A 14,451-nucleotide genomic window follows, 5' to 3' on the forward strand; every position below is an offset into this window, starting at 1 on the left:
CCGCGTCGGCCCTCGCGTCGTGGGGGTGGGCCGGCCCGTCAGGCGCGCAGGAGCTCGGCCACCCGGAAGGCCAGGTCGATCGCCTGGCGGGCGTTGAGCCGGGGGTCGCACGTGGTGGTGTAGCGCTCGTGGAGCTGGCCCTCGAGGATGTCGCCGAACCCGCCGAGACACTCCGTGACGTCGTCGCCGGTGAGCTCGAGGTGCACCCCGCCGGGCCACGTGCCGGCATCGTGGTGCGCGGCGAAGAAGCTCTTCAGCTCCGTGAGGATGTCGTCGAAGCGCCGCGTCTTGCGGCCGCCTTCGCTCACGAACGTGTTGCCGTGCATGGGGTCGCACGCCCACACCACGGGATGGCCCGCGGCGCGCACGGCCTCCAGCAGCGGCGGCAACGCGTCGTTGATCGCCGACGCGCCCATCCGCGCGATGAGGGTCAGCCGCCCCGGCGTGCGATCGGGATCGAGCCGCTCGCACAGCGCCACCACCTCGTCGGGCGTCGTCGACGCGCCGACCTTGCACCCGAGCGGGTTGTGGATCCCCGACAGGAAGTCGATGTGGGCGCCGTCGAGCTGGCGCGTGCGCTCGCCCACCCACAGCATGTGCGCGGAGCAGTCGTACCAGTCGCCGGTGAGCGAGTCCATGCGCGTCAGGGCCTCCTCGTAGCCGAGGATGAGCGCGTCGTGACTGGTGTAGAAGTCGACCTGGTGCAGCGACTCCTCTCCGGCCAGGTCGATCCCGCACGCGGCCATGAAGCGCAGGGCGCGGTCGATCTCGGCGGCGATCTGCTCGTAGCGGCGCCCTTCCTCGCTCGACGCCACGAACTGCTGGTTCCACAGGTGGACCTGCGACAGGTCGGCGAAGCCGCCCTTGGTGAAGGCGCGCACGAGGTTGAGCGTCGACGCCGACTGGTGGTACGCGGCCACCAGCCGCCGGGGGTCGGGCACCCTCGCCGACGCGCTGGGGGCGTCGTCGTTGACCATGTGGCCCCGGAAGGCGTCGAGCTCGAGGTTCCCGATCGTCTCGGTGGCCGACGACCGGGGCTTGGCGAACTGCCCGGCGATGCGCCCCACCTTCACGACCGGGACGCCGGCGCCGTAGGTCAGGACCACGGCCATCTGCAGGATGACTTTCAGCTTGTCCCGGATCGAGTCGGCGGAGAACTCGGCGAACGACTCGGCGCAGTCGCCCGCCTGCAAGAGGAACGCCCGCCCGTCGGCGACCTGGGCGAGCTGGCCCACCAGGCGGCGGGCTTCGCCCGCGAACACGAGCGGGGGCACGGAGGAGAGCTCCTTCAGGACCCGCTCGAGCTCGTCGTCGTCGGGCCAGGCCGGCTGCTGCGCCGCGGGGCGCTGCCGCCAGCGCTGGGGGCTCCACTCGGCCGGGCTCATGGGGCTACAGCGTAAATGCTCGGCGCCTACGCTCGTGACGTGCAACCGGTCGCCGGCAACGGATGGGGCGGTCCGGTGGCCCCCGGAGCCCGCATCGGCGTGTTCGGCGGCACCTTCGACCCGGTCCATGTCGGCCACCTGGTGGCGGCCATGCGGGCGCGCGAGGCGCTCGAGCTCGATCGTGTCCTGCTGGTGGTGGCCAACGTGCCCTGGCAGAAGGCCGGGACCCGCCCGGTCACCCCGGCCGAGGACCGCTTGCGCGTCGTGTCGGCGGCGGTCGAGGGGGTCGTGGGGCTCGAGGCGTGCCGGGTCGAGATCGACCGGGGGGGTCCGAGCTACACGGTCGACACCGTCTCGGCCCTGCTCGACGAGGCCCCGACCGCCGTTCCCTTCGTGATCGTCGGGGCCGACGTGGCCGCCGAGCTCGACAGCTGGCAGCGGGTGGACGAGCTGCGCCGGGCGGCCACGCTGGTGGTCGTCGACCGGGGGGGTGTCACCTCGGGGGCCGACCCGCCGGGCTGGAGGGTGGAGCGGCTGCGCATCCCGGCCCTCGACATCTCGAGCAGCGAGCTGCGCCGGCGGCTGGCCGAGGGGAGATCGGTCGACTTCCTGATCCCGGAGGCCGCAATTCGTTGCATTCGGCGGCTGGGTCTGTACTCTGGCTCCAGATGAGGAGCCCGGCCGCCGTCCGAACTGCCGTGGGCCACTGGTCCGCGCCGGGTCGGCCGAGGTGATCGTGACGGTTCCCGCCGTATGACGGGCTCCGCCGAGCGGGCCTCGGCGGACAACGGGCGCGACGACGTGCCGGAAGCTGCCCTGGTGGCGGCGCGGGCCGCCGACGCCAAGCTGGGTCAGGACACCGTGGTCCTCGCCATGCGGGACCTCCTGGGTGTGACCGACGCCTTCGTCGTGACGAGCGGTGCCAACACGCGCCAGGTCCGCACCATCGTCGAGGAGGTCGAGCGACGGGTGAAGGAGTCGACGGGCCGCACCCCGCGGGCCGTCGAGGGACTGCGCGACCTGACGTGGGTCCTCATGGACTACGGCGACTTCCTGGTGCACGCCTTCCTGGCCGAGGCGCGTGCGTACTACGACCTCGAGCGCCTGTGGGGTGACGCCCCCCGGATGGCGTTCACCGGGAGCGCGTCCCACCGGTCCGCCGAGGATTGAGGGGGGCTCCCCCGGACGGTCGGGCGCCCGGGGACGGTCAGGCGTGCGGGGCCGAGGTGCCCGAGGTCGAGGTGCCCGGGGCCACCGGCGCCAGCGGTGCGAACTGGGCCGTGGTCGCCAGCGGGACCTGGGCGCCGCTCGCCACCGGGACCGCCACCGCCGCGCCCGACAGCTCGAAGGCGACCCCGGTCACGCCGGGGAGAGACGACGCCGTGAAGACGATCTGCGCCACCGCCTGGATCTGCGGGGGGCCGACCAGTTGGCCGAAGGTGCCGCCCAGGTTCACCGTGGCGATCCCCCCGGCGATGGTGGCGCCCAGGACGGTGGTCTGCGGTGACAACGCGCTCTGCAGCCCGGCCGCCGCCTCGGCGTCGGTGGGCCCGATCACGAGTGCGCCGAGAACGGTGGCGAGGTCGGGTGCGGACACCGGCACGTCGCGCGCCACCGGCTCCACGTGACCGGTCGGGCCGATCAGGAAGATCTGCACCGGCACCTCGATCGGGGAGGGTTCCGTCGTCGCCGTGGTCGTGGGCGCCGACGGGTCGAGAAGGCCGAACGGGATGCGGTTGCGCGCCAGCGCGGCAGGTTGCGTGTCGACGGGGACGCCGCACGCGGCCAGGCCCAGGGCCGCCGCCGCGGCGGCCAGCGTCACGCACCATCCTCGGTGGCGCGTCACGATGCCGGCGCCTGTGTCTGGCGACGGCCCCGGGGCGAGCGCGTGCCGGGGGAGTGCGCGCCGGGGGGCTGGGTGCCGGCGGGCTGGGTGCCGGGGGAGTGCGCGCCGGGGGAGTGCGCGCCGGGGGGCTGGGTGCCGGGGGAGTGGCCCGTTCCCGTCCCGGGTTCGGCCCGCGAGCCCGGCGCACCCTCCGGATGCTCGCCCCCGGCGGGGAGCTCCACCACGAACCGGTTCTCGCCGCCGGCGCCGGTCTCCACCCACACGCGCCCGCCGTGGAGGCGGACGTGCTCGGCGACGAGGGACAGGCCGAGGCCCGTGCCGTCGCTCGCCCCGCGCTGACCGGCGGCCTGGCCGCGGTAGAAGCGCTCGAAGATGCGGTCGCGCTCACCGGGGGCGACCCCGGGGCCGCGGTCGATCACCACGAGCCGCACCCCGTCCTCACCGGGTTCCGCCGCCAGGCGGGTGACGCCGCCGGCGTGTTGTGCGGCGTTGGCCACCAGGTTGGTCACGACCCGCTCGATGCGGCGCTTGTCGACCCACAGCCGGACGCCCGACACCGACGGGTCCACGTCGACGGGGACGCCGCCGGCCCCGGCGGCGACGGCGGCCTGACGGGCCAGCTCCCCCACTTCGACCTCGTCGAGGGACAGCTCCGCCGACCCGGTGTCCACCCGGCTGATCTCGAGCAGGTCGTCGACCATGCGCTGGAACCGGCGGAGCTCGGCGCTCAGCAGGTCGAGCGCGTGCCGGCTGCGGGGGGGCAGTTCGTCGCGGTGCGACTCCAGGACCCCCAGCGAGGTCGCCAGGGTGGTGAGCGGGGACCGCAGCTCGTGGCTGACGTCCGACGTGAAACGGACCTCGTGGTCGATCCGTTCCTGGAGCGCATCGGTCATCCGGTTGAACGACTCGGCCAGCGCCGACAGCTCGGGGTCGCCGGCGGCGAGCAGGCGCGTGTCGAGGCTCCCGCCCGCCACCGTCTCGGCCGCCCGGGACACCTGCGCCAGGGGACGCAGGGCGCGACCGCTCGCCCATCGGCCGATGACGGCGCCGGCCACCGTGGTGACGAGGGCCGCTCCCGCCAGCGCCAAGGCGAGGATCCGCAGGGTGCGGCTCAGCTCGTCGAGTGAGAACACCTCGAAGTAGGAGGCGTCGACGCTCGGGATGGGTAGCCCCACCACCATCTCGGGCGTGTTCTCGAGCACGAAGTGCTGGGTGGCCGGCCGCCCGGCCAGCACCATGGCCCGCAGCGGGGCGGGGATGGCGTTCTCTCCCACCGAGATGGAGGTGGCGTACCACTGGCCGCGCAGCTCGAGCACCGAACGCGAGCCCGGCACGGTGTCGAGGGACGCCAGCAGCTGCGTCACGTCGGGGCTCACCGACCGCAGCGACGACCGCGCCAGCGAGGCGTTCACGTACGCCTGGCGCAGGATCGCCGACTGCCGTTCGTTCAGGATGTACTGCCGGGCGGTGAAGTAGGTGAGCCCCGCCATGGTGGCCGACAGGGCCAGCGCCCCCATCCCGAACGTGACCGTCACCCGTGAGCGCAGGCCGAGGTGCGGCCAGGGCCGCCACCCGCGGCGGTGTTCCTCGGGGCGGTCGCCGGCAGGTTCGTCGCGCCGCGGGCGTCGGGAGTGCCGGGAGTGTCGGGAGCGCACGGCTCTCAGGTCGCCAGCTTGTAGCCCATCCCCCGGACCGTGAGGATGTGGCGGGGGTTGGCGGGGTCGGACTCGATCTTGGTGCGCAGCCGCCGGATGTGGACGTCGACCAGCCTGCCGTCGCCGAAGTAGTCGTAGCCCCACACGCGGTCGAGGAGCTGCTCGCGGCTCAGCACCTTTCCCGGGTTGGCGGCGAGCTCGCACAGGAGCCGGAACTCGGTGCGCGTGCAGTGGACCTCCTCGCCGGCTCGTCGCACCGTCCCCTCGTCGGGCCGCACCTCGACGTCCCCGAACCCGAACACGTCGGGGTCGTCGACCGACCGCGAGCGGCGCAGCAGGGCGCGGATCCGGGCGGCGAGCTCCTTGGCCACGAAGGGCTTCGTGACGTAGTCGTCGGCCCCGGCCTCGAGCCCCGCCACCACGTCGTGCGTGTCGGTGCGGGCGGTGACCATGATCACCGGCACCGCGCTGGTCCGGCGCAGCTGTCGACAGCACTCGAAGCCGTCCATCCCCGGCAGCATGAGGTCGATGAGGACCACGTCGGCAGGCTGCTGGGCGAAGTGCTCCAGCCCGGTCTCGCCGGCTCCCGCCTCGTCGACCTCGTACCCCTCGTCCTCGAGGGCCAGGCGCATGGAGGCGCGGATGCGCTCGTCGTCCTCCACCAAGAGGATGCGGCCCGTCATCGTCGCCTCGTCATCGGTGCCTGGTCACGGTAGGTGGCGCCTTCCGGGGCGCCCGGGCCTGCCGTGCGGTACCGGCGACGGTCAGGCCGAGAGCCAGATCTGTGGGGACCAGATTGTCCCCACGATCATGCCGTACGCCTTGGCCCCGGCCGGCGTCGCGGGGTTGTTGAAGTTCTGCACCCGCGACCGGGCCACCACCGCCCAGGTGGTGCGGTCCGTCCAGATGTAGGGGATGTCCTGGTTGAGGCGCTTGGCGATCGCCTGGTAGGCCTCGGCCCGCTTGGTGGGGTCGGTCGACTGGCGACCCTGCTGGAGCAGGACCTCGATCTGCGGGTCGTTGTTGCGGGCGAAGTTGGGGGCGATCGCCTGGGGGCCCGTCCCGAAGATCTCCGTCGGGCTCCACCACAGGTAGTTGAGGTCGGGGTCCACCGCCGCGAACTGGCGCCACGACGTCGTCTGGAACGTCCCCGACAGCGCCTGGTTGATCTGGTCGGCCTGCTGCACCTGGGTCAGCGTCACCTTCATGCCCACGAGCTCGAGCTGGTTCTGGAGGAACTGGACCGCCTGGACGGCGTAGGCGGACGGGGTCGAGCTCAGCGTGAAGGCCACCGGCTTGCCGATGTCGCGCGCCACCTCCTGGACGAGGGCCTTGGCCTGGGTCGGGTTGTAGGCCGGGTACCCGCTGTCGGCGGCGTAGTACGGGGTCCCGGGGACGAAGGGCTGGTTGGTGGGCGTGTTCACGCCCTTGTCCACCACCGTGGCGTACTGCCGGGGGTTCACCGCCATCGCCATGGCCCTGCGGACGCGGATGTCCTTCATCAGCGGGTCCTGGGTGTTGATCATGATGAAGTTCATGTCCGGCTCGCCCACGATGTGCTGGGAGTCGTCGACGTAGCCGTAGCTGGCGTCGTCGCGGAACTGCAGGATGCTCTCGGGCAGGTCGGTGTGCATGATGTCGATGTTCCCGGCCTGCAGCGCGTTGGCTCGCTGCTGGGCGTCGCTGATCGGCCGGTAGGTGATCGAGTCGAGGTGGGGCAGGCCCGACCGCCAGTAGCTCTCGTTGCGGACCGCGGTGAAGTGGTCGTTGGGGGACCATTCCTTGAACCTGAAGGGTCCGGTGCCGACGGGCCGCTGCGAGCCGTTCGGATCCGCGATCATCGACGGGGCGACGATGTAGCCGGGCTGGCCGCCGATCCCGCCGGCGAGGTAGGCGGGGAAGGGGATCCACGGCTGCTTCAGGGTGATGAGGACGGTGTCCGACGACGGGACCGAGATGTTGGTCACGGTGTTGAGGGTCAGGCCCAGCAGTCCCTTCAGGAAGTGCTCGAGGCTCCCGGCGATCGCCGCGCCGTCGCACGGCGTGCCGTCGTGGAACATCACCCCGGGGCGGGCCGTGATCGTCCACTCCGAGTAGTCGGCGTTGGGGGTGACCGCCTTGGCCAGGTAGGGCTGGACGGTGCCGTCGTCGGCCAGGATCGTGAGCGGGTCGAAGACCGTGCGGGCGTAGAGCACGCCGGTCTCGTCGAAGCGGCCGGTGGCGGGGTCGAACCCCTGCTCCTCGGCCTCGACGCCGAACGTGAGGGCGCCGCCCTTGCGGGGCGTGGCCGTCGACACGCCGTCGCGGGGCCCGCTGGCGGTGGGCCCGGATCCTCCCGACCCGGAACTGCACGCGGCCAGCAGGCTGCCCGCCCCTCCGGCTGCGGCCACGCCACCAGCAGCGAGCAGCCCGCGGGAGATGAACGATCGCCGATCGATGCGGTCGGGCACGGTCCCTACCCCCTTCGGGGCGCCTTCGAGGATTGCCACCAGGTTGCGCCCTCCACCGGGCTGGACAATAGCGTCGGAGCGGCCGCGAGACGGGTAGCGTGGATCGATGGCCTGGGACCTCGAGGCGTTCTCCCGGTCGCTCGGCGGGCAGTCCCCGGCCACGGTGCGCGCCTATGGCGGTGACCTGCGGTCGTTCGTGACCTGGGCCGAGCGCGGCGGCACCGAACGTCCGACCGACGTCGACCACCGGTTGTTGCGCCGCTACCTGGCATTCCTCACCACGCGGCGCTACGCGCGCGCCACGGTGGCGCGCAAGGCGGCGGCGCTGCGGTGCTACTTCTCGTGGCAGCGCCGGCGCGGAGCGATCGACGTCGACCCGGCCCGGCGCCTGGCCGCCCCCGGCGGCGGCTCGCGTCTGCCCCGGGTGCTCGACCGCAGCGAGCTCGACGACCTCCTCGACGGCCCGGGCGCCGACGGCCCCGAGCGCGGCGTGGCGGCGGGAGTGGGCCAGTCGGGCCCGACCCTCCACGACGCGTTGACGGCCCGCGACGACGCCGTGCTCGAGCTCCTGTACGGCTGCGGGCTGCGGGTCGCCGAGCTGTGCGGCCTCGACGGGCGCGACGTGGACCTCCGGGCCCGGACGGTCACCGTGCTCGGCAAGGGCGGCCGCCAGCGCCGGGTCCCCATGCACGACCGGTGCGCCCACGCCGTGGGCCGGTGGCTGGCCGAGGGCCGCCAGGCGCTCGTCACCGAGCTGTCGCCACCCGACGCCGTGTTCCTGAACCGCCGCGGGGTGCGGCTCGGCCCCCGGGACGTCCGCCGGGTGCTCGACCGACGCTCCCCGGTGCCCACCCACCCCCACGCGCTGCGCCACAGCTTCGCCACGCACCTGCTCGACGGGGGCGCGGACCTGCGGATCGTCCAGGAGCTGCTGGGTCATGCCAGCCTTCAGACCACGCAGGTCTACACTCATGTAAGCAAGGACCGGCTGCTCTCGGTGTACGGAGCAACCCATCCCCGAGCGTAGGGGGAGGCGTGACGACGGAAGACGACGGCGGGACCGCACGCCTGTGGGCCGAGTACAAGGAGAACGGTGACCGTCGTACCCGCGACCAGCTCATCGTCCTGTACTCGCCGCTGGTGAAGTACGTGGCGGCGCGGGTCGCGGTCGGGCTTCCCCAGCACGTCGACGGGGCCGATCTCGTGAGCTATGGGATCATCGGCCTGATCGACGCCATCGACCGGTTCGACCCGGTGCGGCAGGTCAAGTTCGAGACCTACGCCATCCCCCGCATCCGGGGGGCCATCATCGACGAGCTGCGTGCCATCGACTGGGTGCCGCGCTCGGTCCGGGCCAAGGCCCGCGCCGTCGAGCAGGCGTACGCCTCGCTCGAGGCCACGCTGCTGCGGACGCCGACCGACGCCGAGGTGGCGACCGAGCTGGAGATGTCGGTGTCGGACCTGCAGGACATCCTGCGGCAGATCTCCTTCGTGGGGGTCGCCGCCCTCGACGAGGTGTTCATGGTGGGCGGCGACCGTACGGACCGGACGACGCTCGGCGACACCATCCCCGACGCAACCCCCGGGCCCGTGGCCATGTTCGAGGACAAGGAGTCGAAGGAGATCCTCGCCCAGGCGATCATGCAGCTGGGCGAGCGCGAGCGGACCGTCCTGTCGCTCTACTACTACGAAGGCCTCACGCTCGCCGAGATCGGCGAGATCCTCGGCGTCACCGAGAGCCGCGTGTGCCAGATCCACACCAAGGCGGTCCTGCAGCTGCGGGCACGCCTGAGCGACCGCTCGCCCGACGGCACCGACACCCGGGGCCGGGGTCGAGCCTCCGGTGGCCGCCGTGGCCAGCGGCCGAGCACGAGCGTGGCCGCCACCGGCTGAGCTGACCAGGCGGCACCGGGGCCGTCCGGGTCGCCGCCCCCCCGCGCGTGACCACGGGCGCCCGTGTGACGCCCCGCGGGCCGTCGGTTACCATGGCCCGGTCCCCGCCGTCCCGGCGGGGCGCGACACCACACCGAAGCACCCGGGCGCGTCCAACGGTCGCCCCAGCAGGGGCGTAGCGCCGGGGAAGCACAACCGATGGGAGGACCAGCCGTGGCCGTTGTCACGACCCGGCAGCTGCTGGAGGCCGGAATGCATTTCGGTCACCAGACGCGCCGTTGGAACCCGAAGATGCGCCGCTACATCCTGGGCGAGCGCAACGGGATCTACATCATCGACCTCAAGAAGACCCTCCTGGGTCTCGAGGAGGCCTACTCCTACGTGCGGGACCTGGTCGCCAAGGGCGGCATCCTGCTGTTCGTGGGGACGAAGAAGCAGACCCAGGGCCCCATCGCCACGTACGCCCGGGCGTGCGGCATGCCGTACGTCAACGAACGGTGGCTGGGCGGGATGCTGACCAACTTCGCCACCATCTCGTCTCGCGTGGGGAAGCTGCGTGAGTACGAGGGGATGGAGCGCGCCGGCGACTTCGAGGCCATGCCGAAGAAGGAGGCGCTGCGCCACCGCCGCGAGCTGGAGAAGCTCCGCCGGAACCTCGGCGGCATCCGGGACCTGGACAGGCTGCCCGACACCATCTTCGTGATCGACACGAAGAAGGAGCACATCGCCGTCACCGAGGCCAACAAGCTCGGCATGCCGATCGTCGCCGTGGTCGACACCAATTGCGACCCAGACGTGGTCTCGTACGTGATCCCGGGGAACGACGACGCCATCCGGTCCGGTGCCCTCATGTGCCGCGTCCTGGCCGAAGCCGTCATCGAGGGGCGGTGGGTCGCCGAGCACCGCTCGGCCGCCCAGCCGGCTCCGCCACCGCCACCGCCCGGCTCGGCACCCCGGCGCTCCCCGCGGCCGGGCCCGGCCCCGGCTGCTTCCGGTGAGACGCCGGCTGCCGCGCCCGCCGCCGAGGCTGCGCCCAGCGCCGAGGCTGCGCCCAGCGCCGAGGCCGCGCCCGCCCCCGAGGCCGCGCCCGCCCCCGAGGCCGCGCCCGCCCCCGAGGCCGCCCCACATGCCGAGGCCGCGCCCGATGCCGAGGCCGCACAGCCCGTCGAGCCGACCGCGGCGACGGACGAGGGTTGACGATGGCCGCCTTCACCGCCAAGGACGTCCAGGCCCTGCGCCGCGCCACCGGCGCCGGGATGCTCGACTGCAAGCGCGCTCTCGAAGAGGCCGACGGTGACCTCGAGAAGGCCAAGCAGTGGCTGCGCGAGCAGGGGAAGGCCGGTGCCGCCAAGCGGTCCGACCGCGAGGCGTCGCAGGGCGCGGTGGCACTCGCCGTCGCCGGGCGCGCCGCCGCCATCGTGGAGCTGCGGTGCGAGACCGACTTCGTGGCCAAGGCGGAGAGCTTCGTGAACCTCACCGACGAGCTCGCCCAGCTGGTGGCGGACGAGGGCGAGGGCGCGGCGGGGGAGCGGGCCGAAGCCATCGACGACCTGAAGACGACGCTCAAGGAGAACATCTCGGTGGGCAGGGTCGTCCGTTTCGGGGTCGGCGACGACTCCGTCGTCGGGACCTACCTCCACATGCAGTCGGGCCGCGGCGTGAATGCCGTCCTCGTGGAGCTGCGAGCGGGGAGCGGGGAGCTGGCGCACGACCTCGCCGTCCACGTGGCGTTCGCCCGGCCGCAGTACCTCCGGCGCGAGGACGTCCCGGCGCAGGAGGTCGAGGCCGAGCGGGCCACCGTGGAGACCATCTCCCGCAACGAGGGCAAACCCGAAGCCGCGCTCCCGAAGGTCGTCGAGGGGCGCATGAACGGATGGTTCAAGGAGCGGTGCCTGCTCGAGCAGGCCTACGCCAAGGACGAGAAGCGCACGATCGCCGACCTCGTCGGGAGCGCCGAGGTCGTGCGTTTCGCCCAGGTCGTTGTCGGCGGCTGACATCGCCGGGGGCGATGCGGTCGTACCGGTGACCGTGGGCGCGTCACCGGCCGCCGACGTGCCCGCGCGTCGGCGGGTCGTGCTCAAGATGTCCGGCGAGGCGCTGGCGTCGTCGGCGTCCGACGAGACGATCGACGCCGCCGTCGTGGAACGCTTCGCCCGTGAGATCACCCTGGCGCGCGCCGAGCTCGACCTCGAGCTGGCCGTCGTCGTCGGTGGCGGCAACATCTGGCGGGGGAGCATCGGCGAGGGCCAGGGCCTCGACCGGACGACGTCGGACACCATGGGCATGCTCGCCACGGTGATCAACGCGCTCGCCCTCCAGGACGCCGTCGAGCGCCACGGTCAGCCGACCCGGGTGCTGTCGGCCATCCACATGGCCGAGGTGGCCGAGCCCTACATCCGGCGCCGTGCCATCCGGCACCTCGAAAAGGGGCGGGTGGTCATCTTCGCCGCCGGCATGGGCAACCCCTACTTCACGACGGACACCTCCGCCGCCCTCCGGGCGGCCGAGATCGAGGCCGAGGTCCTGCTGAAGGGGACCCATTCCGGCGTGGACGGGGTCTACAGCGCCGACCCCAAGCTCGACCCCTCGGCCCGGCGCTACGACGAGCTCGCCTTCATGGACGTGGTCAACCAGGACCTTCGGGTCATGGACATGACGGCCATCACCTTCTGCAAGGACAACCGACTGCCCGTCCTGGTGTTCGACCTGATGGGCCCCGGAAACCTGCGCCGTGCGCTGGCCGGCGAGGAGATCGGTACGCTGATCCGGTGATCGACGACGATCTCTCCGGGGTGGTGCTCGACGACGCCCGCGAGCGCATGGAAAAGGCGGCCGCGCACACGCAGGCGGAGTTCGCGGGCGTGCGCAGCGGGCGGGCGACCTCCGGGCTCGTCGAGCACCTCCGGGTGGACGTGTACGGCGCCGAGGCCGAGCTGCGCACCATCGCCGGCCTGAGCGTGCCCGAGGCCCGGCTCCTCGTGATCTCCCCGTACGACAAGTCGACCCTGGCCAGCATCGAGAAGGCGATCCAGGCCTCCGACCTCGGGATCACCCCGTCCAACGACGGCGCCGTGATCCGGTTGGCGTTCCCGCCGCTCACCGAGGAGCGGCGCAAGGAACTGGTCAAGGTCGTCCGGCACAAGGCGGAGGAAGGGCGCGTGGCGGTGCGCAACCTCCGGCGGGCCGCCCGCCACGAGCTCGAAGGGCTCGAGCGCGACGGGGAGCTGTCGTCCGACGGGCTCGAGCGCGCCGAGCGGGAGCTCGACAAGCTCACTCACGACATGGTGGCCGCCATCGACAAGCTCCTTGCCCACAAGGAGCACGAGCTCCTCGAAATCTGAGGCAGCCGGCCCGGGTTCTTGGGGCGGCGGGGAGGCGACGTGGACGATCGAGACGAATACGACCCGGAGGCCGAGGATCGGGGTGAGCCGGTCACCGAGCGCGTGCGGATCATCGGCGCGCAGCCGGCCGGCCAGGTCGCCGACGCCCTGGCCGCCGCGGCGCGGGCCGGCGAGGGCGGGCCCGAGGACTTCGAGCCGGCGCAGCTGGCGCTCGGGGCGACGGCGCCCGGTGACACGGCGCTCGGGGGCGACGCCCCGGACCTCCCGGCCGGGGCCGTGACGCCGGCGACCTCGACATCGATGGACGCGCCGTCCCGGGACACGTCATCGATGGACACGACATCCCGGGACGCACCGCGCCCCGCTGCGGTCGAGGACCCGTCCGCCCTGCACCCCGAGGAGGCGGGGCGGTCCGCGCCGTCGGGCCGCAACGGCGGCGACCCGCTCGAGCCCGGTGCCCAGCCGCTCCGGCTGGCGGAGCCACCCGCCGGGGTCCCCGACATGCCGCACTGGACCGACCCGCCGACGGGCCAGGTCCCCGCCGTGCTCGACCGGCGTGGCGACGACGACGACAGCGAGGGACAGTGGTCGGCCGTGGGCGACACCGGCCCCGCCTGGCGCGAGCACAAGCACGAATGGGACGACAGTGGCTTCGATCCGTCGCTCCTCGCCGACGACGAGACCAGGGTCGGCGCGATGGAGGAGACGCCGGTGGAGGAGCGCCGGCCGTGGGAGTTCGCCGACCTGGGGGCGGCGCCGGCGGCCGACGACCGGGCGCCTGCCGCGCCCGAGGGCACGGCCGGTGCCGCCTGGTGGGACGACGCCGACGGCGCCGACGGCGCTGACGGGGCCGCCGGGGCGGCGCGCCCGGGCGCAGCCGCCGCCGAGGACCGGATCACCCCGGAGGTGGCCGACCGGGGGGTGGCCTCGATCAGCTCGTCCCCGCTGCGCGTCGGCGCCCGGGACCAGATGACCGCCGCTCCCTCCGCCGAACCGCACCCCCGGGGGGTACGGACCCGCGTGCCCCCGCCCGGCGCACCGCGAGACGGGTCGGGCCGCAACATGCCGGTGGCCATCGCCACGGGGGTGGGGATCGCGCTGCTGGCGGTGATCTGCTTCGAAGTGGGCAGCGTCGCCACCCTGGTCCTGGCCACCGTGGTCGTGGCCCTGTCGGCGGCCGAGTGCTACGCCGCCCTGCGGCGCAGCGGCCGCCGGCCCGCCACGTTCCTCGGGTTGGTGGCGACCGTCGGCGTCATGGTGGCGGCGTACGCCAAGGGGGTGGCGGCCCTGCCCCTGGTGCTCGTTCTCGTGGTGATCGCGTCCATGGTGTGGTACCTGGTCGGCGCCGAGCGTGGTTCCGCGGTCGAAGGGATCGCCGCCACGGTGCTCGGGTTCGCCTGGGTGGGCCTCCTGGGCTCGTTCGCCGCCCTCATGCTGGCGCCGAGCCAGTACCCGCACCGCCACGGCGTGGCCTTCGTGCTCGGCGCCATCGTCGCCACCATCGGTGCCGACGTCGGAGCGCTGGCCGTCGGGAGCTGGCTGGGGCGTCGCCCGCTGGCGCCGCACGTGAGCCCCAACAAGACGTGGGAGGGGCTGATCGGCGGTGCGGTGGTGGCCATCGCCCTGTCGGCGGCGGTCACCGGCCAGGTCCACCCGTGGACGGTGCCGAAGGCGGCTCTGCTCGGCGTCGTCGTGGCGGTGGTGGCCCCGCTCGGCGACCTGTGCGAGTCGCTCGTCAAGCGCGACCTCGGGTTGAAGGACATGGGATCGATGCTCCCGGGACACGGCGGTGTGCTCGACCGAGTGGACGCACTGTTGTTCGTGCTCCCGGCGACCTACTACCTCGTCCGGGTGCTCAACCTCGGGTGAGGACCGGGGGAG

14 protein-coding genes are annotated in these 14,451 nt (G+C 73.1%); 9 read left to right on the forward strand and 5 right to left on the reverse strand.

Annotation, left to right across the window (positions count from 1 at the left end):
* Positions 1-38: 38 nt before the first annotated feature.
* Positions 39-1,385 carry a 3-deoxy-7-phosphoheptulonate synthase class II gene (locus VMV22_00700; GenBank protein ID HUY20835.1) on the reverse strand — a complete coding sequence of 449 codons (1,347 nt, stop codon included), beginning with the start codon at positions 1,383-1,385 and terminating at the stop codon, positions 39-41.
* Between the two features lie 39 nt (positions 1,386-1,424).
* On the opposite strand from VMV22_00700, the gene nadD reads away from it, so the two are divergent.
* On the forward strand, positions 1,425-2,057 hold the full coding sequence (nadD, locus tag VMV22_00705) for a nicotinate-nucleotide adenylyltransferase (GenBank protein HUY20836.1): 633 nt from the start codon (positions 1,425-1,427) through the stop codon (positions 2,055-2,057).
* A gap of 81 nt (positions 2,058-2,138) precedes the next feature.
* Positions 2,139-2,555 carry a ribosome silencing factor gene (rsfS, locus tag VMV22_00710; GenBank protein ID HUY20837.1) on the forward strand — a complete coding sequence of 139 codons (417 nt, stop codon included), beginning with the start codon at positions 2,139-2,141 and terminating at the stop codon, positions 2,553-2,555.
* Positions 2,556-2,592: 37 nt separating this feature from the next.
* Here rsfS and VMV22_00715 read toward each other — a convergent pair whose 3' ends face one another.
* The 4 genes from VMV22_00715 to VMV22_00730 all read right to left on the reverse strand — a co-directional run bounded on the left by VMV22_00715 (position 2,593) and on the right by VMV22_00730 (position 7,336).
* Positions 2,593-3,207: a GerMN domain-containing protein gene (locus VMV22_00715; protein ID HUY20838.1), complete on the reverse strand. Its 615-nt coding sequence runs from the start codon at positions 3,205-3,207 to the stop codon at positions 2,593-2,595.
* Positions 3,208-3,227: 20 nt separating this feature from the next.
* Complete coding sequence (locus VMV22_00720) at positions 3,228-4,766, reverse strand: HAMP domain-containing sensor histidine kinase (GenBank protein ID HUY20839.1); 1,539 nt, start codon at positions 4,764-4,766, stop codon at positions 3,228-3,230.
* 125 nt (positions 4,767-4,891) lie between these two features.
* Entirely contained in the window at positions 4,892-5,569 is a 678-nt protein-coding gene (locus tag VMV22_00725; protein HUY20840.1) for a response regulator transcription factor, read from the reverse strand.
* An 81-nt stretch (positions 5,570-5,650) separates the two neighbouring features.
* Complete coding sequence (locus VMV22_00730) at positions 5,651-7,336, reverse strand: ABC transporter substrate-binding protein (protein ID HUY20841.1); 1,686 nt, start codon at positions 7,334-7,336, stop codon at positions 5,651-5,653.
* 106 nt (positions 7,337-7,442) lie between these two features.
* Between VMV22_00730 and VMV22_00735 the strand changes: the two genes are divergently transcribed.
* The 7 genes from VMV22_00735 to VMV22_00765 all read left to right on the forward strand — a co-directional run bounded on the left by VMV22_00735 (position 7,443) and on the right by VMV22_00765 (position 14,439).
* On the forward strand, positions 7,443-8,363 hold the full coding sequence (locus VMV22_00735; protein HUY20842.1) for a tyrosine recombinase XerC: 921 nt from the start codon (positions 7,443-7,445) through the stop codon (positions 8,361-8,363).
* Between the two features lie 8 nt (positions 8,364-8,371).
* On the forward strand, positions 8,372-9,229 hold the full coding sequence (gene whiG / locus VMV22_00740) for an RNA polymerase sigma factor WhiG (protein ID HUY20843.1): 858 nt from the start codon (positions 8,372-8,374) through the stop codon (positions 9,227-9,229).
* Between the two features lie 213 nt (positions 9,230-9,442).
* Positions 9,443-10,426 carry a 30S ribosomal protein S2 gene (gene rpsB / locus VMV22_00745; GenBank protein ID HUY20844.1) on the forward strand — a complete coding sequence of 328 codons (984 nt, stop codon included), beginning with the start codon at positions 9,443-9,445 and terminating at the stop codon, positions 10,424-10,426.
* A gap of 2 nt (positions 10,427-10,428) precedes the next feature.
* Positions 10,429-11,223: a translation elongation factor Ts gene (tsf, locus tag VMV22_00750; protein HUY20845.1), complete on the forward strand. Its 795-nt coding sequence runs from the start codon at positions 10,429-10,431 to the stop codon at positions 11,221-11,223.
* Between the two features lie 28 nt (positions 11,224-11,251).
* Complete coding sequence (gene pyrH, locus VMV22_00755) at positions 11,252-12,001, forward strand: UMP kinase (GenBank protein ID HUY20846.1); 750 nt, start codon at positions 11,252-11,254, stop codon at positions 11,999-12,001.
* Entirely contained in the window at positions 11,998-12,570 is a 573-nt protein-coding gene (gene frr / locus VMV22_00760; GenBank protein ID HUY20847.1) for a ribosome recycling factor, read from the forward strand. Before pyrH ends, frr begins: the two co-directional genes overlap by 4 nt.
* A gap of 39 nt (positions 12,571-12,609) precedes the next feature.
* Complete coding sequence (locus VMV22_00765) at positions 12,610-14,439, forward strand: phosphatidate cytidylyltransferase (protein ID HUY20848.1); 1,830 nt, start codon at positions 12,610-12,612, stop codon at positions 14,437-14,439.
* The last annotated feature ends 12 nt before the right edge of the window (positions 14,440-14,451 follow it).

This window comes from Acidimicrobiales bacterium (assembly GCA_035531755.1).
In the GTDB taxonomy this organism is placed as follows: Bacteria; Actinomycetota; Acidimicrobiia; order Acidimicrobiales; family UBA8190; genus DATKSK01.